A 19902-nucleotide genomic window follows, 5' to 3' on the forward strand; every position below is an offset into this window, starting at 1 on the left:
CGCCCTACACCGGCGGCGGATTGAGCCGGGCAAAGCCTTGCTGGATCCGGTAGGGATAGTACGGATAGGCCGGCATCATTGCGCTTGCCTTGTCGAGGCGCGCGATCTGGTCAGGCGAGAGCGACCAGCCGACCGCGCCGAGATTGTCGCGCAGCTGTGCCTCGTCGCGCGCACCGATGATGACGGATGACACGCTCGGACGCGTGAGCAGCCACGCAATCGCGATCTGGGGCACCGTGCGACCGGTCTCGGCGGCCACGGCGTCCAGCGCATCGACGATCGCGTAAAGCTTGCCCTCGTCGACCGCCGGCCCGAACTGCGCGGTCTCATGCAGGCGGCTGTTGGCCGGCAGCTTCTGCCCGCGCCTGATCTTGCCGGTGAGGCGGCCCCAGCCGAGCGGGCTCCAGACCAGCGCGCCGACGCCCTGGTCGAGCGCGAGCGGCATCAGCTCGGATTCATAGTCGCGGCCGATCAGCGAGTAATAGACCTGGTGCGCCACGTAGCGCGGCCAGCCATGCCGCTCGGCGATGGCAAGCGATTTCATCAGATGCCAGCCGGAGAAATTCGAGGCGCCGACGTAGCGCAGCTTGCCGGCGCGCACCAGCGCATCGAGGGTCGACAGCACCTCATCGACCGGCGTGAAGGCGTCGAAGGCATGAAGCTGCAAGAGGTCGATGTAGTCGGTGCCGAGCCGGCGCAGCGCGGCATCGACCGACGCGACGAGACGATAGCGCGAGCTGCCTGCATCGAGCGGACCATCGCCCATCGGCGGACCGGTCTTGGTCGAGATCAGCACCTTGTCGCGGCGGCCCTTGATCGCGGCGCCGAGGATCTCCTCCGACGCGCCATTCGAATAGACATCGGCGGTGTCGAACAAATTGACGCCGGCCTCGAGGCAGATGTCCATCAACCGCCGCGCTTCGCTGGCGTCGCTGCGACCCCAGGCGGAGAACAACGGTCCCTGGCCGCCGAAGGTGCCGGTGCCGAAGCTGAGCACCGGGACCTTCAGGCCGGACGTTCCGAGATTGCGGTATTCCATGGTCATACTCCCTGTGATGCCGTTCATTCCGCCGGGCACTGCGCCGCCAGCACGACCGGTCGATCGAGGCGCAGGCTCCACAGCGCGAGCAGCAGCCCGATCGCGGTGATGACGGCCGCGACCACCGGCAGCGCGCCGAGGCCGAGGCCGCGATCGATGGTCACGCCGCCGGCCCAGGCGCCGAGCGCGTTGCCGAGATTGAAGGCCGCGATGTTCAGGCTGGAGGCCAGCGTCCGCCCTTCGACGCCGGCGGCTTCGAGCACGCGAAGCTGCAGCGGCGCGACCGTCGCGAACGCGGCGATGCCGAGCACGAACAGCAGCGCGACCGCCAGTGCCTTGATCGAGACGACCGCGGCCAGCGCGACGAGGACGGCGGCGAGACCGCCGAGCGACACCAGCAGCGCCCGCGCAAGCCCCTTGTCGGCGAGCCGCCCGCCGGCGACGTTGCCGATCGCAAGGCCGGCGCCGAACACCAGCAGGATCGGCGACACCGCCGCGTCGGAGAATCCGGTCAGCCGCGTCAGGATCGGCTGCACATAGGTGAACACCGCAAACAGCCCGCCGAAGCCGAACACGGTCATCGCCAGCCCGAGCAGGACCTGCGGGCGGCCGAGCACGGCGAGTTCGTCGCGCAGCGGCGCGGGCTTGTCGTTGGCTCCGACATGGCCGGGCACCAGCACGGCCAGCACGATGAAGGCAATCACGCCGATGACAGCCACCGCCCAGAACGCCGCGCGCCAGCCGAGCATCAGGCCGAACCAGGCGCCGAAGGGCACGCCGAGCAGGGTCGCGACCGTGAGGCCGATGAACATCGTGGCGATCGCCGACGCCTTCTTGTCCTCCGGAACGAGGCTGGTCGCTACCACCGAGCCGACGCCGAAGAAGGTACCGTGCGCCAGCGAGGTGAGGATGCGCGCCGCCATCAGGAGCTCGTAGTTAGGCGCCAGCGCGCAGGCGGCATTGCCGAGCGTGAAGATCGCCATCAGCGCCAGCAGCACCGCCTTGCGCGGCATCCGCCGCGTCCCGAGCGTCAGGATCGGTGCGCCGACGAACACGCCGAGCGCATAACCGGAGATCAGGAGACCGGCCGCGGATACCGAGACCTGCATGTCGGCGGCAACCTGCAGCAACAGCCCCATGATGAGGAATTCGGTGGTGCCGATGCCAAAGGCACCGGCGGTCAAGGCAAGGACTGCGAGAGGCATATGTCGCTCCGGAGGGTGAGGATTCCGCATGCGACATAGCGGTCCGGAGCAATAAGGATTAGAATGACGCCAATCCAATCATTTATGACTTGAATTCAAGATGGCCCGAACTGACACCAACCGCTCCGGAGAAATGGACGTGTTCGTTCGCGTGGTCGATCTCGGCGGCTTCACGGCCGCCGCGAACAGCCTGCGCCAGACGCCGTCGGGCGTCAGCAAGCTGGTCTCCCGGCTCGAGACGCGGCTCGGCACCCGGCTGGTCAACCGCACCACGCGCAAGCTGCAGCTCACCGAAGAAGGCCAGGCCTTCTACCAACGCGCCCAGCGCATCCTCGCCGACATCGACGAGGCCGAACGCGAGGCCGCCTCCTGCGTGCCGCGCGGCCATCTCACCGTGAACAGCAACATCCCGTTCGGCATGCTGCATGTGATGCCACTGCTGCCGCGCTTCATGCGCGAGCATCCCGACATCACGCTCGACGTGGTACTGACCGACACGCTGGTCGATCTGATGCAGGCGCGCGCCGACGTCGCGATCCGCGCCGGCCCGCTCGGCGCCTCGCGGCTGATCGCGCGCAAGCTCGGCACCAGCCGCATGGCGGTGGTCGCTGCCCCCTCCTATCTCGCGCGCTGCGGCATTCCGAAGACCCCTGCCGACCTCACGTCTCACCGCGGCATCGGCTGGACCTTTCCGCGCAGCATCCGCGGCTGGCCGTTCCGCCGCGCCGAGAAGATCGAGGAGACGCTGCCGCCGCCGGTCGCCCGCGCCAGCGACGGCGAGACCGCACGCCAGCTGGCTCTCGGTGGCGTCGGTGTCGCACGGCTGGCGCTGTTTCACATCGGTCCCGACATCGAGGCCGGGCGCCTCGTGCCGGTGCTCCAGAATCTCAATCCCGGCGATCGCGAGGACATCCACGCGGTCTATGTCGGCCATGCCGGCCCGCTGCCGGCGCGGGTGCGTGCCTTCATCGATTTTCTCGCACAGCACATCCGGATCGGCGATCCGGCGCTGCGCCGTGGTGCGGATGGAAAATGGAAGATCGTCGGCGGCAAGTGAGCATGCGATGAAGGACGCCCCCTCTGCCCTGCAGTCTGTCACGGAAACGATCCGCATCGCCGCGGAGCCGGAGCATGTGTGGGACGCGATCATCGATCCCAATGCGGGTGAGACGTGGCGCAATGCCCACTTCAAGACGGATTGGCGGGTCGGGGCGCCGATCGCGATCGAGGCGGAGATCGGCGCGAAGCGCTATCGCGACAAGGGGCGCGTCCTCCGCGTCGAACCGCCAATGCGGCTCGAATATTCCTATTGGTCGCGGGTCTCCGGCCTGCCGGATGTTCCGCAATCCTATGCGACAATCACGATGACGCTCGCGGCTGACGGCGGCGAGACGATACTGACCGTCACCCAGCAGGTGCCGCCGTCGCCGGTCCGCCGCGGCGACGGATGGGAAATCGGCGCCGAGTCCGGCGCCAGGCATGTCGCGTTCTACTGGCGCATGACGCTACCGCGCCTGAAGCGGGCCGTCGAAGCGGCGGCCTAGACCCGCTTCAGCAGATAGAGACGGGTGACGTAGGGGAACACCACCTCCGCGGCATCGCCGAGACCGGCCTCGCGCAGAATCTCGTCCGTCCTGTCGCGAACGAGCGCCTTTTCGGCATCCGGAAGCGCCGCAACGTAGCTCGTCGACACGACGCGTTCGTAGACCCCTGACCGCGCCATCCGGTGCGGATGGTCCTGCACGATCTCCTTCTCGAGCGCGAAGCGCGGATCATTCAGGATCCAGCGCCACCGCCCCGATTGATGCCGGGGCGTATCGCCGGCGTACTTCTCGATCATGCGCGACAATGCATGGACCCACGGCGTGCCGTCATCCCTGACATTCCAGACCAGCGCAAACGTTCCACCGGGACGCAGCAGCCGGGCAACCTCGGCAACCGACGCTTCATTGTCGAACCAGTGAAAGGCCTGCGCGCAGGTGACGAGATCGACGCTGCCGGTCTCAAGTCCGATCGCATCGGCGCGCGTGTTGATGACCTCGATCCCGGCCTCGGTCGCGAGCTTCGCCGACATTTCGGCGACGGGCTCGATGGCGACCAGACGAGCTGTCTCGGACAGATGCGGTAGCAGCAGGCGGGTGAACTTGCCGGTTCCGGCACCGAGATCGACGACGCAATGCGCGGTCTGAAGCGGCAGCGCGGCAACGATCTCAGCGGGGTAGCTGGGCCGCCCCGCCTCGTAGGCGGCGACCGCGACGCGGTAGTTCAGTGCCGTAGGGTTCAGTGTCATGTTGCTGCTCCTGCGCGTCCTGCCATGTGCCGGATGCTATAGAGCAGCGGCCGCGCAGACCGAAGAGCGCCTGGATTCAAAATTCGCTGAACGCGCGCATTTTGAAGCAATTTTATTTCGGCAGCATTTGCCCCCACAACTTTGCACGCAGATGTTGCATCAACGCCGCGGGTTCCGGGTTGCGAGTTGCGGGTTATTGGACGAAGCTTGGCGAAAGCGGACGCGGTCTGTTGCGCTTGCGCGGGACGAGCCCAGTGCCACTTCCGCACCGGAGTGGCCATGCAGCGATCCAGGGCAATCTTCGTCACCGGTATCGTCTACGGCTTGATCGGCCTGGTCCTCGCGGGCGGCGGCATCTGGCTCGCCGCATTGGGCGGATCGATCTTCTACATCATCCTTGGCGTCGGCATCCTCGCCACCGCTGCATTGTTGCTGACGCAACGCCGTTCCGCGCTATGGCTGTTTGCCATCGTGCTGGTCGGCACGCTGGCATGGGCCGTCTACGAGGTGCGGTTCGACTGGTGGCCGCTCGCGGCGCGCGGCGACATCATCTTCCCGATGGCGCTCTGGCTGCTGACGCCGGTGATCGTTCGCGGGCTCTCGCGAAACGAGCCGGTGTCCTACGCGCGCGCGACGGCGCCGCTCTGGGTCGCCGTGGTGGCGGCGGCAGGCGTGCTCGTGGCGGGGCTGCTGACGAGCTATCACGACATCGATGGCACGATTGCCGCGGCCGGGCCTGCCGTGCAGCAGAGCGAGAACGATCCGCAACCGGATGGCGATTGGCGCGCCTATGGCCGTACGCAATTCGGACAGCGCTATTCGCCCCTGAAGCAGATCACGCCCGACAATGTCGCCAACCTCAAGGTCGCCTGGACCTTCCGCACCGGCGACGTGAAGAAGCCGGATGATTCCGGTGAGACGACCTTCGAGGTCACCCCGATCAAGGTGCGCGACACACTCTATCTCTGCTCGCAGCACCAGGTGCTGTTCGCGCTCGACGCCAAGACCGGCACGGAGCGCTGGCGGTACGACCCCAAGCTCGTGCACAACAAGACGTTCCAGCACATGACCTGCCGCGGGGTCTCCTATCACGAGACCGCGCAGGGCGCCGTCGACTCCAGCGGCAATCCGGCACCTGCCGAATGTCCGCGGCGGATCTTCCTGCCCGTCAATGACGGCCGCATGATCGCGCTCGATGCCGACAGCGGCAAGCTGTGCGAGCGCTTTGCCGATCACGGCATCCTCGACCTGCAAGAAGGGATGGGAATCAAGACCGCCGGCTTCTTCGAGCCGACGTCACCGCCTGTCGTCAGCGACAAGATCCTGGTTGTTGCCGCCGCCGTCATCGACAACTACGCGGTCGAGGTGCCATCGGGCGTGATCCGCGGCTTCGACGTCTACACCGGCAAACTGGTCTGGGCCTGGGACTCCGCCGCGGCCGACGAGAACGCACTGCCCTCGCCGACGCGCCATTACACCAACGGCTCGCCGAATTCCTGGATCACGGCCTCCTTCGATCCGAAATTGAATCTGGTCTACATCCCGACCGGCAACAACGGACCCGACATCTGGGGCGGCAACCGCGATGCGCTGGTCGAGCGCTATTCCAGCTCGATCGTTGCGCTCGATGTCAACACAGGCAAGCGCGCCTGGTCGTACCAGACCGTGCATCATGATCTCTGGGACATGGACATTCCCTCGCAACCGAGCCTGGTCGATCTGACGACGGCCAAGGGCGTCGTCCCCGCGATCATCCAGCCGACCAAGGTCGGCAACGTCTTCGTGCTCGACCGCAGGACCGGCGAGTTGATCGTGCCCGCGCCGGAACGTGCGGTGCCGCAGGGCGCCGCTCCCGGTGACCGCACCGCACCGACGCAGCCGTTTTCCGAGCTGACATTCCGCCCGGAGGCGAAGCTGACCGGCGCCGACATGTGGGGCGGCACGATCTTCGACCAGCTGCTGTGCCGGATCATGTTCCATCGCTTGCGCTACGAGGGCACGTTCACGCCGCCGTCGTTGCAGGGCACGCTGGTCTTCCCGGGCAATCTCGGCATGTTCGAATGGGGCGGCACCGCGGTCGATCCGGTGCGGCAGATCGCGATCGCCAATCCGATGTCGCTGCCCTTCGCCTCAAGACTCATTCCGCGCGGTCCGCAGAATCCTCCGGCGCCGACCGCCGAGAAACCGGTCGGCAGCGAGGTCGGGGTGCAGCCGATGTATGGCACGCCGTTCGGCGTGGATATTTCGAGCTTCCTCTCGCCGATCTCCGTGCCGTGCTACCGGCCGCCCTGGGGCTCGATGGCCGCGATCGATCTCAGGACGATGAAGATCGTCTGGCAGCATCCGAACGGCACCATCCGGGACACCACGCCGCTGCCGCTTCCGTTCAAGATGGGCGTGCCGATGCTGGGCGGGCCGATCACCACCGCCGGCGGCGTCGCGTTCTACACCGGGACCTATGAATACACGATCCGCGCCTACGACGTGCGCGACGGCAAGGTGCTCTGGGAAGATCGCCTGCCCGCCGGCGCGCAATCGACGCCGATGAGCTACGAGGCTGGCGGCAAGCAGTACATCGTCACCGCGGCCGGCGGCCACGGCTCGTTCGGCACCAAGCGCGGCGACTACGTCATCGCCTACGCATTGAAGGACTGAGCCGCTTCATCGGAGCTCTGATCTCTCTTCTCCTTTCCCCGGAAAGGGGGAAGGTCGGGATGGGGGTCAGCCGCAGGCGATACTTTCTGCGGAGAGAGCAGATCCCCACCCGCTTTGCTCTCGCGAGCAAAGCGACCTCCCCTTTGCAAGGGGAGGTGGAACTCGCCCAACCCGGATAGCGTCCGGACGGGTTGGCAAACGCGGCCAAAGCCGCTAAAGGTCCGCCCCCTTTCACAGACAATCCGAGCATGACATGTCGAGCGCTTCGCCCGCCGTCTCGATTGGCGTCGATTTTGGCACCAGCAACACCGTGGTCGCGCTGTCCGATGGCGACGGCCGCGTCGAGGCTGTTCGCTTCGACCATGGCGGCCGCACGCATAGCGTCTATGTGTCCGCGCTGTGCTTCTGGGAGGAACGGCCGGGCGCCGGGCTGCATCCGCGCGCCGAGGGTGGGCCGTGGGCGATCGAGCAGTTCCTGGAGGGACGCACGATCCATCGCTTCATCCAGTCGTTCAAGACCTTTGCGGCGAGCTCGGCCTTCAACACCACCCAGATCTTCCGGCAACGCTACAAGTTCGAGGACCTGCTCGCGGCGTTCCTGCGCACGCTGACGCGCCATGCCGGCGACGGGTTCGATCTCGGCGCGCCGACCATCATGGTCGGCCGGCCGGTGAAGTTTGCCGGCGGCAATCCCAATGACGAGCTCGCGATGCAGCGCTACCGCGCGGCGTTCGAGCGGCTCGGTGCCGGCCATGCGCGCTATGTCTACGAGCCGGTGGGCGCTGCGTTCTCCTTCGCGCGCAGCCTCGACCACGACGCCACCGTGCTGGTCGCCGATTTCGGCGGCGGCACCAGCGACTTCTCCGTGATGCGCTTTTCGCGCAAGGGCGGCGTGCTGCGCGCCGAGCCGCTGGGACACGCCGGCATCGGCATCGCCGGCGACACCTTCGACTACCGCATCGTCGACCACATCGTGTCGCCGCGACTCGGCAAGGGCACCAACTACCGCTCGTTCGACAAGGTGCTGCCGATCCCCAATCACTATTATTCGAGCCTTGCGCGCTGGCATCAGCTCGCGATGATGCGCGGCAATGGCGATTTGCGCGAATTGCAGCAGCTCGCGCGCACCGCGCTCGATCCGGCGCCGCTGCATGACTTCATCACCATCGTCGACCACGATCTCGGCTTTGCGCTCTATCGCGCCGTCTCCGACACCAAGGTCGCGCTGTCGAGCAGTGACCGCGTCGAGTTCCGCTTTGCCCGCGAAGGCATCGATATCGGCGCCACCGTGACGCGCGACGATTTCGAATCCTGGATCGCCGACGACATCGAACGGCTGGGCGCCACCGTCGACGAGGCACTGGCGAAGGCCGGCATCACCGCGCACGACGTGGAGAAAGTGTTCCTGACCGGCGGCACCTCGTTCGTGCCGGCGGTGCAGCGCCTGTTCGCCGAGCGCTTCGGCGAGGCGCGGCTGACCTCGGCGGACCAATTCGAATCGATCGCCTATGGTCTGGCGCTGATCGGCAACACGGCGGATCCCGACCGCTGGACCTTCGCCGAAGCCGCGTGACGCGCAGCTTCGCGCCTTGATCCCGGCTCAATACGCGACTAAGTCTATTCAATCATCAATCCCTGAGGATGCCGACGACCATGGATTTCACCCTGACCGCAACGCCCATCAGCCTTGCCCACGGGGACATCCATGCCAGCATCGATCACGCTCTCCCATCTGACCCTGTCCGCGCCTGACGGCCGGGTTCTCCTCTCCAATATCGATCTCAGTTTCGGACCCGAACGGACCGGCCTTGTCGGCAGGAACGGCGTCGGCAAGACGACGCTGCTCGGCCTGATTGACGGCCGGCATGCGCCGCACTCCGGCACGGTTGCGGTGCAGGGACGCGTCGCGATGCTGCATCAGACGGTTCAGGTGCATCCGGACGAATGCGTCGTCGATCTGTTCGGCGCGCGCCGCGCATTGGCCGCGTTGCGCCGTGCCGAACAGGGACTTGCGAGTGCCGAGGAGCTTGCGGACATCGACTGGACGCTCGACACGCGGATCGCGGCCGCGCTCGAACGCGTCGATTTGCGCGACGTGCTCGATGCGCCGCTCGCGATGCTGTCCGGCGGACAGGCCACCAGGGCGCGGCTTGCCGCGCTGACCTTTGCAGCGCCCGACTTTCTGCTGCTGGACGAACCGACCAACAATCTCGACCGCGCCGGGCGCAAGGCGGTGGTCGATCTGCTCGCCGGCTGGCGACATGGCGCCATCATCGTCAGCCACGACCGCGAGCTGCTGGAGACCATGGATGCGATCGTCGAGCTGACCTCGCTGGAAGCAAGGCGCTATGGCGGCAATTGGAGCCAGTACCGCGCGCGCAAGGCGATCGAGCTCTCGGCGGCCCGACACGATCTGGATGATGCCGAAAAGCGCGTCGCCGAGATCGATCGCAAGGCAAGGGAAGCCACTGAACGGAAGGCGCGCAAGGACGGCGCCGGCGCGAAGCAGCGCGCCAAGGGAGACATGCCGCGCATCGCCGCCGGGCTGCGCAAGGACCGCGCCGAAGACAGCGGCGGCGAGAACGCCCGCCTCGCCGAGCGGCGGCGGACGCAAGCACACGAGCTCGCCACCGCGGCCCGCCAGCGCATCGAGGTGCTGCAACCATTCTCGGTGCAGTTGCCGTCGACGCATCTGTCGGCGGGCAGGATGGTGCTGCGCATCGAAGCCGCTGACGCCGGTTACACCGCGGACGAGCCGATCCTGCGCGATCTCAGCTTCTCCATGGCAGGTCCCGAGCGCGTCGCGGTCGTCGGTCCCAACGGTGCCGGCAAGACGACGCTGCTCAAGCTCGTCAGCGGCGATCTGCCCGCAGCGCGCGGCACCGTCGAGGTGATGACCCGCTTTGCGATGTTCGATCAGGCGGTCAGCCTGCTCGATGCACAGGCCTCCATCCTGGAAAACTTCCGGCGCATCAATCCGGATGCCGGTGAGAACGCCTGCCGCGCCGCGCTGGCGCGATTCATGTTCCGCGCCGATGCGGCGCTGCAGACCGTCGCGAGCCTCAGCGGCGGGCAACTGCTCCGCGCCGGCCTCGCCTGCGTGCTGGGCGGCCCAACGCCGCCACCACTGCTGATCCTCGACGAGCCGACCAACCACCTGGACATCGAATCGATGGAAGCGGTCGAGGCCGGGTTGCGCGCCTATGACGGCGCGCTGCTGGTCGTCAGCCACGACGAGGCGTTCCTCGAGGCGATCGCAATCACCCGCAGGTTCGACCTCGGTGCCGACACCTGGTCGCGATAAACGGGAATGTCCGGCTCACCCCTCGGCACGGATCGGATCGCGGCCGGCGGCGCGGCTCCCACCAAAATGTCGAAAACAACCCCATGCAAAGGAGCCATCGGCCGCCGGGACCGCCCGAGTGGCGGTCAATCGGAGCAATATCCTCCGGGCAAAAATTCGAAGGGCATGTCACGTTTCGACGCGCCGCCTTGTCTTAGCCTCTGTAACGGCAGCAGCAGAGGACACCATGCATACTATCGGAACCGGAGGCGGTCGGACCCTCATCGCGATCGTCTATCATAGCGCCTACGGCCACACCCGGCGCCAGGCGGAGGCCGTCAGCTCCGGCGTCGGGGTGCGGTCTATGTGACCCGCAATCCCGACAAGCTGCACAACGTGCTGATGTGACGGGATGGCGGAACTGATCGCACCCTGCGAGGCCGCATCGACGCGCAGGGAGCTCAATGAAGTCATCCCGCGGCACACAGCGATCGGACTCGCTCGCCGAGGCTCTCAGGTCACAGCGAAGGTCGATCAGATAATGAACAGCCGGGCACGCGTCGCCTGGGGTAGGTTGAAGGCGCGGTGCCCGGCTGTCAGGCCGCGCGGCGGTGCGGCCATCCGCCAGCCGCGCTCATCCCCATGCGCGAGGCCGCCGGAATTCAATCTCGCCGGCTGCTAAATCCGCGCCGTCGAATGCAGCGCGTTTCTCCAAAGGGCAAATGCGACGAAGCCAGCCAGCAACAAAAAGCCGCCACCGGCCGCGATCAAAAGAAGCGCGAACGTCATCTTGGAAAATCCAACATTGAGAAACTTCATGCGGCGCGATCTGCGCCGCAACCTGGCAATCAACAGCACTTCAGGAATTGATTTGCCCCGCCGGCCGCCGCCGGACAGCCCGAAAGGTGGCTGGCACTGCGCTCTGCCCACCCTTCGATTTCAAAGAGGCCGCCGATCCACTCGGCCCTCGCCTCTCATCGCGCGGTTCGTCACACCGCTCAACTGTCACGAGGATAATCGATAAAATTTTATCGACAATCGAAAGGAAGAATTAAGGTTAACGGAGGTGCGTGCGAGCGCGAGGGAGGGTCAGCCGGCGGCTATCTCGGAGCGCGAAGAAAGCACAACGCTGCAGTGGCGGAGAGGGAGGGATTCGAACCCCCGATAGGCTTGCACCTATGCCGCATTTCGAGTGCGGTGCATTCAACCACTCTGCCACCTCTCCGATGGCCCGGGTGATTTGCGCCACCCGCGGTCGGGGCGTGTTCTAGGCGAGGATGGCGGGACAGACAAGGCGCTGCCATAATATTTCCGTCACCGCTGCCTCGTACCACCGAAACACCGGGCCAACGTGAGAAAGTGCGCGGAAACAAGGCGCTAGCGGGACACCTCGCGGTCGGTCGGCGCATGCGCGAGCCAGCAGCAGCAGGAGCGGACCCATGGAGCACCTGACGATTCGGGCCAATGGCGCGGCGTTCCACGTCGCGCGGACCGGGAGCGGCCCGCCGCTCTTGCTGCTGCACGGCTGGCCGGAATTCTGGCTGACCTGGAAGCCTGTGATGGCACGGCTCGCCGACCGCTACACCCTGATCGCGCCCGACCTGCGCGGCTTCGGCGACAGCGACAAGCCGCAAGGAACATCCCAAGGCGCCGCCTACGGCCCCGATCAGCATACCGACGACATGCTGGCATTGCTGGATGCGCTCGGCATCGACAGGGCCGGGATCGTCGGCCACGACGTCGGCGGTGCCGTGATGCAGCCGCTCGCCCGCAAGGCGGCCGAGCGCATCGCCGGGCTGTTCTTCTTCGATTTCGTCTATCCCGGCATCGGGCCGCGGATGGCCGCGCCCGACCGGCTGAACCACATCTGGTACCAGTCGTTCCACCAGATGGAGATGGCGCCCGCGCTGGTCGGCGCCAACAGAGAGAGCTGCCGCATTTATATCGGCCATTTCCTGCACGACTGGACGCACCGCAAGGCGGCGTTCGACGACGTGATCGAGGATTTTGCCGACAACTTCTTCAAGCCCGGCAACCTCGCCGGCGGCTTTGCGCATTACCGCGCGTCGCATGCGGGGCGCGTGAAGATGATGCAGGGTGAGGCGCCCGTGCTGCCGCCGATCGCGGTGCCGACCTGCATCCGCTGGGCCGAGCACGACCCGCTGTTTCCCTACGCGTGGACCGACCGGCTGGGCGAGACCTTCTCCAACCTGGACCTCGCGATGTTTCCCGATGTCGGGCATTTCCCGCATCGCGAGGATCCCGACCGCGCCGCCGCCGAGATCGCCGGCTTCTTCGCGCGGATCAACTGGACGTAGAAAGTGGTGGGACCGCCAGGACGCGACAAAAACTGGCGGTCCCGTGCCGCTTCTCAAAAATGCTGGCCGGGAAGTGCAGCTTCGCCGGTCGGCGGGAGCGACACGGTCCAAGGTAGCGGCCGGCGCCGGATCGGCAATGCGAACCCGATCTTAACCTAACCGATCAACCTTACCGCGCGATCATCGAAACGTGAGATTCAGGCGTCGGCCTTTTTGGCTTTCCTGGCCTTTTTCCCGTTCTTGTCGCCCTCGTCGTCCTTGTCCTTTTTCTCGGCCTTCTCGTCCTTGCCGTTGTCCTTCCTGCGATTGGTGTAGCGGGCATTGCCGAGCCCGGTGCCGATCGTCAGCACGCCCCAGCGCGTGACATCCTGCATGAACGGCACCTCGGACAGTCCCTGCGCCACGCCGTCATTGTGCATCACGATCGCAGTGTCATGGTCGCCGATCTGCGGAATCGCCTCGACCAGGCTCGCCGGCAGGTTGAACTTGCTGCTCTCCCAATTTCCGGGCAGGTTCTGCGCGCCCTTCTCGATCGAACCGTCCTCCTTGATGACGCCGGGACAGGCGATGCCGATGAACGGCGCGAGCTTGAGGTTCTCCTTCTCGGCGGCGGCGATCAGGTCCTTCAGCATCTTCACCAGCCGCTTCACCGCGCCTTCGCGGGTCGGCTCGTCATCGGCGTGACGCCACAACTCCGATTTCCAGACCGCCGCCTTGGAAAGATCGGGCGCCTTCTTCCAGCGCGTCTCGACAATGCCGCAGCGGATATTGGTGCCGCCGATATCGACGGCAAGCACGCCGTCCTTCGCCTCGAAGATCCAGGACGGCGCGAGATGCAGCGTGCCGATCAGCCCGGCATCGTCCGGATGAAAGCGGATCGGCACCAGATCGACCTTGAAATCCTCCGCCTTCAGGATGATGTCGGTGCGCGCGATCGCAAGCTCGCCGAGCCTGGAGTCGCGGAAGCCGCCGCCGACCACGATGCGCTCGGTCTTCGCCCAGGCCTTGGTGTTGAGGAAGCGCCGCGTCACATAGGCGAGCTCCTGGGCGAACTCCTCGATCGCGCTGTGCACGACCGCGGAGGCCTCGGTGTCGTCGCCGACCAAGAGCTCATCGAGCTTCTTCTTGCTGATCTTGTCGGACGGCTCGTCGCCGAACGGATCTTCGTCCGACTTGCGCAGCGGCTTGCGCCAGCGGTCGAGGATCTTGCGGAAGGCGCCCTTGGAGGCGCGATCGCCGAGAAAGCCCTCGTCGTCCTTCAGCTCGATGTTGAAACTGTCGATGTCGACGGATGGCAACCGCGCGGCACCGTGGTGCGCGATGCCCGTGGTCAATCCAGCGTCTTCAGCCATTCGCCCTTGCCTGCCCGCTTGAGGTTCTTCCGGATCAGGCTAACGGCGGGGAACTCAAATGGTTGCGTCCCGCGCTGACGCCCTTGGCCGGCGCGGGACGCGATTTCGCAAGTTTCAGGCCGCCTTCACCCCGTAGCGCGCCGCAGGCGCACTGCGCGACAGGTTCGGCATCAGCTTCTGGCGGGCCGCCTCATAGGCCTGCCAGTCCGCAGCCTCCGGCAGCGACGGCACGGTGAAGACCTCGCCCTGGTCGAGGCCGGCGAGCGCGGCATCGACCATGTCCTCGGCCTTCATCACGATCTCGCCGGGCAGGTGCGCGACCGGCGTGCCGGCGATATCCCAGAACTCGGTCGCCGTGGCGCCGGGCAGCACGGCCTGGACGCGGACGTTCTTGTCCTTCAGCTCGTGCTGCAGCGAGTGGGTCAGCGCCAGCACGAAGGCCTTGCTGCCGCCGTAGACGCCGTTGAGCAGTTCCGGCTGGACGCCGACGACGGAGGCGATGTTGACGATGGTGCCGCCGCCGCGCGCGACGAATCCCGGCACCGCCGCATAGGTCAGGCGCATCAGCGCGTCGACATTGAGCGCGATCATGTCGCTCATCTTGTCGACATCGGATGCGAGCAGCGGCGCGGTGGCGCCGACGCCGGCATTGTTCACCAGCACGCTGATGCCGGCATTGCTGCGCAGAATGGATTCGATCCGCGAGACGTCGGCGCGCTTGCTGAGGTCGGCGGCAACGATCTCGATCGAACGGCCGGTCTCCGCCGCGAGACGCTTGGCGAGCCCATCGAGGCGCCCGCGGTTACGTGCGACGAGGATCAGATCGTAGCCACGCCGTGCGAGCCGGTCCGCATAGATGGCACCGATTCCGGACGACGCACCGGTAACGAGCGCCGTTCCCGTTGTCGTCTCCTTGGCTGACTTGGTCATGTTGGTCTCCTGTTTGACCTTGGACGGCCGGTTTTGGCCGCAGGTCAGGTTTTAAGCTCCCCCTTGAATGTCTCAAATGTCATATAGACACCTTTTTAGGACATTGATTGCACGGGAGAGTTCCATGCAGGAGATCGGCTTCGTCATCTTCCCGGAATTCCAGGTGATGGGCTTCGCCGCCATCACCGCCTTCGAGGTCGCCAATCTGATCGCAGGCAAGCGCTTCTATGAGGTCACGCTGCTGTCGGAGAATGGCGGGCCCGTGCGGTCATCGGCCGGCTTCAATGTCGAAACCGAAGCCTTCGGCGAGCGCAGCTTCGACACGCTGTTCATCGGCGCCGGCAACGAGCTGCATCCGGCGTCGCCGACACTGACCGACTATATCCGCCGCGCCATGACGGCATCGCAGCGCATCGCCGCGCCCTGCATCGGCGCCTTCTCGCTGGCTGAAGCCGGCCTGCTCGACGGCCGTCGCGTATCCACGCACTGGCAGTTCGCCGCCGAGCTGCAGGCCCGCTTTCCGAAGCTGAAGGTCGAGCAGGACCGCATCTTCATCGTCGACGGGCCGATCTGGACCTCGGCCGGCATGACCGCGACGATTGACCTCGCGCTGGCGATGGTCGAGCGCGACCTCGGCGTCGAGGTCGCCCGTTCGGTGGCGCGCAAGCTCGTGGTCTATCACCGCCGCGCCGGCGGGCAGTCGCAGTTTTCCGCGCTGCTCGAGCTCGATCCGAAATCCGACCGGGTCCAGAACGCGCTCAACTACGCCAAGGCGCATCTGCGCAACGAACTGTCGGTGGAGGAATTGGCCGCCGTCGCACGGCTCAGCCCGCGCCAGTTCAGCCGGGCCTTCCGCGCCGAGACCGGCCAGTCGCCGGCCAAGGCGATCGAGCATCTCCGGGTCGAGGCCGCGCGCGAACTGATCGGCGACGGCCGCCATTCGATGGACGAAATTGCCGTCGAAACTGGCTTTGCCGACCGCGAGCGGATGCGGCGGGCGTTCCTGCGGGTGCTGGGTCAGCCGCCGCAGACCATCCGCCGGCACGCGCGGGCGGCCGCACAAACCGCGGCCTGAGGGCCAGTCCGGGGCCAAAATCACGCCAAACCCTTCATTTTTGGCCGGTTTTTGCCCTGCTTTACCTTGACTCCTGGCGGTTTGCGGCTATAAGTCCGCTCCATCCGGCGCGGGGATTTCTCGCGCCGATTGTTTTTGTGCGATCCATTTGGGAATTCATTCCCTTTCGCGCAAAACACGCAACCCATCGCGACTGAACAAAAAGCCGACCCGGGCGATCCGTCCGAGGCCGGGATCGAACACGAAGGAATCAAACGATGTTCGCAGTCATCAAAACCGGCGGCCGGCAATACCGCGTCGTTCCGAATGATGTACTCGAGATTGGCAAGATCGCCGGCGATGTCGGCACGATCGTGCAGCTAGGCGAAGTTCTGGTGCTCGGCGGTGACACGCCGGTGCTGGGAACACCCACCGTGGCAGGCGCGTCCGTTGCAGCCGAAGTGCTGCAGCACAAGCGCGGCGCCAAGGTGATCGCGTTCAAGAAGCGTCGCCGCAAGAATTCACGCCGCAAGCGCGGTTATCGCGACGAGCTCACGGTGCTTCGCATCACCGAGATCCTCGCCGACAACGCCAAGCCGACCGTCGGCCCGCGGCCGAAGAAGGAAAAGGTCGCAGCGCCCGCCGATGGCGAGGACGCAGCGCCCAAGGCGGCCAAGAAGAAGGCGCCCGCAAAGGCGCCGGCCGCGAAGAAGGCTCCGGCCAAGAAGGCCGCAGCCAAGAGCGAGAAGAAGTGATCGTCGCGCTTCAAGATGTGAAGCGTGACAAAACGTGAAATGATTCCGTCAAGGAATTGATCTAGAGATCAAAGCGAAGTCGGAGACGAGCTATGGCTCACAAAAAAGCAGGCGGTTCATCGCGCAACGGACGTGATTCCAAGGGCAAGCGCCTTGGCATCAAGGCGTTCGGCGGCGAGCGCGTGATCCCCGGAAACATCATCGCGCGTCAGCGCGGCACCACCTGGCACCCCGGCCTTAATGTAGGCATGGGCACCGACCATACTCTCTTCGCCAAGGTCGAGGGTCATGTCGAGTTCCGTGCCAAAGCCAACGGCCGCACATTCGTATCGGTTATTCCGATGGCGGAGGCGGCCGAGTAGACGGTGGACACACATGAGTCCGCCGGGTCCTGTTGAACCGGCGGAGTCGCAAAGGGCTCCAAGGGGAGGCGGGATGACCGGCCTCCCCTTTTTGTTGCGCGCGCTCCGGTTCGACCGCGCGTGACGTTCCAAGCGTTGCGTACCGATTTTCGCATCACAGGAGCTCGACATGTTGCAGGATATCCCGACGCCGACCTTGCGTGAGGCAAGAGCTTGCGTCCTCGAGACCGAACGGCTGACATTGCGCAAGCCGACGCTCGCGGACGTAAAAGCAATCGCACGCCTCGCCAATGATCGCCGCATCGCGGAGAACACCCGCCGGCTGCCGCATCCCTATACCCATGACGACGCCATCGACTTCGTGCGCGCGCTCGGCGCCGGCGGACGCGAAACCGTTTTCCTGATCGAGAATAATCACACGCCGATCGGCATGGTCGGCATCGACTGGCGCGAGGAGACATCGGCCGAGCTCGGCTACTGGCTCGGCGTCGACTATTGGGGCCAGGGTTTTGGCACCGAGGCCGCGCGCGCGGTGATCGACTACTTCTTCGAGGAATTCGATCTCGACCAGTTGATCTCGGGCGCCCGCGTCGTCAACCCGTCGTCGCGCAACATCCTCGAGAAGTGCGGCTTCCAGTGGGGCGGCGTCGAGCTGCACCGCTTCGAGGCGCTGGGCTCGTCGAGCCCGGTCGACAGCTTCCGCCTGTCGCGCAGTGTCTGGGCGTCGCTGAAAAGCTGGAACAACTCGATCCGGCGCGAGAGCTGAGTCCGCTGGTCTTCACCCTCCCCTGGAGGGGGAGGGTCGACGCGAATGAAATGAGCGGCGGGGTGGGGTGATCTCTCCATTCGGGCACTGCCCGTGTTGAGAGATCACCCCACCCCGTCTCACATTTCGCTGCGCTCAATGTGATCCGACCCTCTCCCTCCAGGGGAGGGTAAGAATCACGCCGGCGGATTCACCGCGGAGTCGGTGCGGCCGAGCTGCTGTTCGCGCACAAAGATGTAGAGGCCGGCCGCGATGATAATTACAGCGCCGATGATCGTGGCCCAGGACGGCACGTCGCCGAACACCACGAAGCCGAAGATCACCGCCCAGACGATCATCGAATACTGGTAAGGCACCACCACGCTCGCCGGCGCGAGCTTCAGCGAACGATTGACGCAGAGCAGCGCCGCGACCGAGATGATGCCGGCGGTGAAGAACAGCACGAGGCTGCCGGCCGATGGCGTCACCCAGCCGAACGGCGACAGCACGAGGCCGAGGATGAAAGTGCCGCCGAACTGCGTCGTCGCCAGCACGATATCGGGCGTCGCGCGCAGCGAGCGGGTGATCAGCATCAAGACCGCAAACGACAGGCTGCCGCCCAGCGCGATCATCGCCGGCCAGCTGATCGTCTGCGCGGATGGCCTGAGTGCGATCAGTACCCCGCAGAAGCCGACCAGGATCGCGGTCCAGCGCCGCCAGCCGATATGCTCGCCGAGCACGAGGCCCGACATCGCGGTGACGAAGATCGGCCCGGCCAGATAGTAGGTGATGACGTCGGCGAGCGGCAGATAGACCGTCGCAAGAAAGAAGGCCGCGACCTCCAGCGTCGACAGCGTGACGCGCAGCAATTGCAGCCACGGGCGCTCCAGATGCAGGAAATCCGCGCGCCGCTGCCACACGATCGGCAGCAGCACCAGCAGCGCCGCACAGGCGCGCAGCCACAGCAATTGCCCGACCGAATAGGTGGCGACGATGAATTTGCCCATCGCGTCGCCGAACGAGAACATGAAGATCGACAGCAGCATCAAGCCGATGCCGGCGAGCCGCGCCGATCGGTCGTCATAGGAGGAAAGTTTTGCGAACAGGCTCATGAATGGGCGTGCGTTTTTTCGTTATGCCGGGCATGGCCGCAGACGGCGTCGCGTCCGCTCGCCGATGCCCGAGTCGTCCGGTTTTAAAGACGTGGACGCCCGGGACAAGCCCGGGCATGACGAATTGAACGGATTGCCGCACCCCTATCGCTGCGATACCGGTAGGTCATCCCGGCAACAAAAAGAGCAGGAAACGCCGCATGAGCGAATTCGACCCCACCCAGCATCGCATGGTCCCCGCGCAGCGGTGGTTCGAGGATTTCGTGCTCGGCGAGCGCTTCGTGATTCCGAGCCGGACCCAGACCTCGGCCGTGTTCGCGGCGTTCCAGACCGCGAGCGGCGACACCCATCCGATCCACTACGACGTGGAATATTGCCGCACCCGCGGCATGCCCGACCTGCTCGCCCACGGCTTCCAGACCCTGGTGCACACCGCGCCCGGCGCGGGGCTGTTTCCCTATGTCGTGGAGGAATCGCTGGTCGGCTTCCTGGAACAGTCGAGCAAGTTCCTGAAGCCGGTCTATGCCGGCGACACCCTCTATCCGGCGCTCGAGGTGATCGAGCTGTCGCCGGGCAAGACCACCGGCGTCGTCACACTGCGTTCGACCGTGCACAACCAGCGCCGCGAGCTGGTGCTGGAGGGGATGCAGAAATTCCTGGTCCGGCGCAGGCCTGCCTAGAGCATGATCCGGAAAAGTGCGAATCGGTTTTCCGATAAGATCATGCTCAAACAAGGCGCTTGGGCCGCAAAAACGCCCGAAAATTAAGGCTTTTCGCCAAAGTCAGGGCGCTTGCGGGTTGC

General features: G+C 65.6%; 18 protein-coding genes and 1 tRNA gene. 11 read left to right on the forward strand and 8 right to left on the reverse strand.

Going from position 1 to position 19902, the window contains the following annotated elements; translation table 11 throughout:
• Positions 1 to 4: 4 nt before the first annotated feature.
• Both ACVILL_RS11560 and ACVILL_RS11565 read right to left on the reverse strand, forming a co-directional pair.
• Positions 5 to 1039, reverse strand: coding sequence for an aldo/keto reductase (locus tag ACVILL_RS11560; RefSeq protein ID WP_456729155.1), 1035 nt, complete (start codon positions 1037 to 1039; stop codon positions 5 to 7).
• Between the two features lie 23 nt (positions 1040 to 1062).
• On the reverse strand, positions 1063 to 2244 hold the full coding sequence (locus ACVILL_RS11565) for an MFS transporter (RefSeq protein WP_456729156.1): 1182 nt from the start codon (positions 2242 to 2244) through the stop codon (positions 1063 to 1065).
• 100 nt (positions 2245 to 2344) lie between these two features.
• Between ACVILL_RS11565 and ACVILL_RS11570 the strand changes: the two genes are divergently transcribed.
• Positions 2345 to 3301, forward strand: a complete 957-nt coding sequence (locus ACVILL_RS11570) for a LysR family transcriptional regulator (protein WP_456729157.1) — start codon at positions 2345 to 2347, stop codon at positions 3299 to 3301.
• A gap of 7 nt (positions 3302 to 3308) precedes the next feature.
• Positions 3309 to 3788: an SRPBCC family protein gene (locus tag ACVILL_RS11575; RefSeq protein ID WP_456729158.1), complete on the forward strand. Its 480-nt coding sequence runs from the start codon at positions 3309 to 3311 to the stop codon at positions 3786 to 3788.
• Here ACVILL_RS11575 and ACVILL_RS11580 read toward each other — a convergent pair.
• Positions 3785 to 4534 (reverse strand): class I SAM-dependent methyltransferase, encoded by a 750-nt coding sequence (locus ACVILL_RS11580; RefSeq protein ID WP_456729159.1) that lies wholly within the window; start codon positions 4532 to 4534, stop codon positions 3785 to 3787. The genes ACVILL_RS11575 and ACVILL_RS11580 overlap by 4 nt on opposite strands.
• Positions 4535 to 4813: 279 nt before the next feature.
• Between ACVILL_RS11580 and ACVILL_RS11585 the strand changes: the two genes are divergently transcribed.
• The 3 genes from ACVILL_RS11585 to ACVILL_RS11595 all read left to right on the forward strand — a co-directional run bounded on the left by ACVILL_RS11585 (position 4814) and on the right by ACVILL_RS11595 (position 10493).
• Positions 4814 to 7189 (forward strand): glucose/quinate/shikimate family membrane-bound PQQ-dependent dehydrogenase, encoded by a 2376-nt coding sequence (locus ACVILL_RS11585; RefSeq protein ID WP_456729160.1) that lies wholly within the window; start codon positions 4814 to 4816, stop codon positions 7187 to 7189.
• Between the two features lie 253 nt (positions 7190 to 7442).
• On the forward strand, positions 7443 to 8762 hold the full coding sequence (locus ACVILL_RS11590; protein ID WP_456729161.1) for an Hsp70 family protein: 1320 nt from the start codon (positions 7443 to 7445) through the stop codon (positions 8760 to 8762).
• 132 nt (positions 8763 to 8894) lie between these two features.
• Positions 8895 to 10493: an ABC-F family ATP-binding cassette domain-containing protein gene (locus ACVILL_RS11595; RefSeq protein WP_456729162.1), complete on the forward strand. Its 1599-nt coding sequence runs from the start codon at positions 8895 to 8897 to the stop codon at positions 10491 to 10493.
• 657 nt (positions 10494 to 11150) lie between these two features.
• On the opposite strand, the gene ACVILL_RS11600 is transcribed toward ACVILL_RS11595, so the two are convergent.
• Both ACVILL_RS11600 and ACVILL_RS11605 read right to left on the reverse strand, forming a co-directional pair.
• Entirely contained in the window at positions 11151 to 11402 is a 252-nt protein-coding gene (locus ACVILL_RS11600; protein ID WP_456729163.1) for a hypothetical protein, read from the reverse strand.
• A gap of 205 nt (positions 11403 to 11607) precedes the next feature.
• Positions 11608 to 11697: transfer RNA gene (locus ACVILL_RS11605), tRNA-Ser, on the reverse strand.
• A 214-nt stretch (positions 11698 to 11911) separates the two neighbouring features.
• Here ACVILL_RS11605 and ACVILL_RS11610 point away from each other — a divergent pair.
• The gene (locus tag ACVILL_RS11610; RefSeq protein ID WP_456729164.1) at positions 11912 to 12790 is read left to right on the forward strand and encodes an alpha/beta fold hydrolase; all 879 of its coding nucleotides are present in this window, start codon (positions 11912 to 11914) and stop codon (positions 12788 to 12790) included.
• A gap of 197 nt (positions 12791 to 12987) precedes the next feature.
• Here the strand turns inward: ACVILL_RS11610 and ACVILL_RS11615 are convergent, their stop codons facing one another.
• Positions 12988 to 14142 (reverse strand): ROK family protein, encoded by a 1155-nt coding sequence (locus ACVILL_RS11615; RefSeq protein ID WP_456729165.1) that lies wholly within the window; start codon positions 14140 to 14142, stop codon positions 12988 to 12990.
• A 114-nt stretch (positions 14143 to 14256) separates the two neighbouring features.
• Positions 14257 to 15072, reverse strand: coding sequence for an SDR family NAD(P)-dependent oxidoreductase (locus ACVILL_RS11620; RefSeq protein WP_456729166.1), 816 nt, complete (start codon positions 15070 to 15072; stop codon positions 14257 to 14259).
• Positions 15073 to 15196: 124 nt separating this feature from the next.
• Between ACVILL_RS11620 and ACVILL_RS11625 the strand changes: the two genes are divergently transcribed.
• The 4 genes from ACVILL_RS11625 to ACVILL_RS11640 all read left to right on the forward strand — a co-directional run bounded on the left by ACVILL_RS11625 (position 15197) and on the right by ACVILL_RS11640 (position 18009).
• Positions 15197 to 16147 (forward strand): GlxA family transcriptional regulator, encoded by a 951-nt coding sequence (locus ACVILL_RS11625; RefSeq protein ID WP_456729167.1) that lies wholly within the window; start codon positions 15197 to 15199, stop codon positions 16145 to 16147.
• Positions 16148 to 16404: 257 nt separating this feature from the next.
• A complete protein-coding gene (gene rplU, locus ACVILL_RS11630) occupies positions 16405 to 16881 on the forward strand; it encodes a 50S ribosomal protein L21 (RefSeq protein ID WP_456729168.1) in 477 nt (158 codons plus the stop codon).
• A gap of 92 nt (positions 16882 to 16973) precedes the next feature.
• Entirely contained in the window at positions 16974 to 17243 is a 270-nt protein-coding gene (rpmA, locus tag ACVILL_RS11635; RefSeq protein ID WP_016847848.1) for a 50S ribosomal protein L27, read from the forward strand.
• A 169-nt stretch (positions 17244 to 17412) separates the two neighbouring features.
• On the forward strand, positions 17413 to 18009 hold the full coding sequence (locus ACVILL_RS11640) for a GNAT family N-acetyltransferase (RefSeq protein WP_456729169.1): 597 nt from the start codon (positions 17413 to 17415) through the stop codon (positions 18007 to 18009).
• A 176-nt stretch (positions 18010 to 18185) separates the two neighbouring features.
• Here ACVILL_RS11640 and ACVILL_RS11645 read toward each other — a convergent pair whose 3' ends face one another.
• Positions 18186 to 19100 carry a DMT family transporter gene (locus ACVILL_RS11645; protein WP_456729170.1) on the reverse strand — a complete coding sequence of 305 codons (915 nt, stop codon included), beginning with the start codon at positions 19098 to 19100 and terminating at the stop codon, positions 18186 to 18188.
• 200 nt (positions 19101 to 19300) lie between these two features.
• On the opposite strand from ACVILL_RS11645, the gene ACVILL_RS11650 reads away from it, so the two are divergent.
• Positions 19301 to 19780 carry a MaoC family dehydratase gene (locus ACVILL_RS11650; RefSeq protein WP_456729171.1) on the forward strand — a complete coding sequence of 160 codons (480 nt, stop codon included), beginning with the start codon at positions 19301 to 19303 and terminating at the stop codon, positions 19778 to 19780.
• Positions 19781 to 19902: the final 122 nt, after the last annotated feature.

It is taken from the genome of Bradyrhizobium sp. USDA 3364, assembly GCF_054056355.1.

Bases quoted from the DNA above. Each gene is read 5' to 3' on its own strand.
- ACVILL_RS11560 (WP_456729155.1), bottom strand. From the start codon at position 1,039: ATGGAATACCGCAATCTCGGAACGTCCGGCCTGAAGGTCCCGGTGCTC.
- ACVILL_RS11565 (WP_456729156.1), bottom strand. From the start codon at position 2,244: ATGCCTCTCGCAGTCCTTGCCTTGACCGCCGGTGCCTTTGGCATCGGC.
- ACVILL_RS11570 (WP_456729157.1), top strand. From the start codon at position 2,345: ATGGCCCGAACTGACACCAACCGCTCCGGAGAAATGGACGTGTTCGTT.
- ACVILL_RS11575 (WP_456729158.1), top strand. From the start codon at position 3,309: ATGAAGGACGCCCCCTCTGCCCTGCAGTCTGTCACGGAAACGATCCGC.
- ACVILL_RS11580 (WP_456729159.1), bottom strand. From the start codon at position 4,534: ATGACACTGAACCCTACGGCACTGAACTACCGCGTCGCGGTCGCCGCC.
- ACVILL_RS11585 (WP_456729160.1), top strand. From the start codon at position 4,814: ATGCAGCGATCCAGGGCAATCTTCGTCACCGGTATCGTCTACGGCTTG.
- ACVILL_RS11590 (WP_456729161.1), top strand. From the start codon at position 7,443: ATGTCGAGCGCTTCGCCCGCCGTCTCGATTGGCGTCGATTTTGGCACC.
- ACVILL_RS11595 (WP_456729162.1), top strand. From the start codon at position 8,895: ATGCCAGCATCGATCACGCTCTCCCATCTGACCCTGTCCGCGCCTGAC.
- ACVILL_RS11610 (WP_456729164.1), top strand. From the start codon at position 11,912: ATGGAGCACCTGACGATTCGGGCCAATGGCGCGGCGTTCCACGTCGCG.
- ACVILL_RS11615 (WP_456729165.1), bottom strand. From the start codon at position 14,142: ATGGCTGAAGACGCTGGATTGACCACGGGCATCGCGCACCACGGTGCC.
- ACVILL_RS11620 (WP_456729166.1), bottom strand. From the start codon at position 15,072: ATGACCAAGTCAGCCAAGGAGACGACAACGGGAACGGCGCTCGTTACC.
- ACVILL_RS11625 (WP_456729167.1), top strand. From the start codon at position 15,197: ATGCAGGAGATCGGCTTCGTCATCTTCCCGGAATTCCAGGTGATGGGC.
- rplU (WP_456729168.1), top strand. From the start codon at position 16,405: ATGTTCGCAGTCATCAAAACCGGCGGCCGGCAATACCGCGTCGTTCCG.
- rpmA (WP_016847848.1), top strand. From the start codon at position 16,974: ATGGCTCACAAAAAAGCAGGCGGTTCATCGCGCAACGGACGTGATTCC.
- ACVILL_RS11640 (WP_456729169.1), top strand. From the start codon at position 17,413: ATGTTGCAGGATATCCCGACGCCGACCTTGCGTGAGGCAAGAGCTTGC.
- ACVILL_RS11645 (WP_456729170.1), bottom strand. From the start codon at position 19,100: ATGAGCCTGTTCGCAAAACTTTCCTCCTATGACGACCGATCGGCGCGG.
- ACVILL_RS11650 (WP_456729171.1), top strand. From the start codon at position 19,301: ATGAGCGAATTCGACCCCACCCAGCATCGCATGGTCCCCGCGCAGCGG.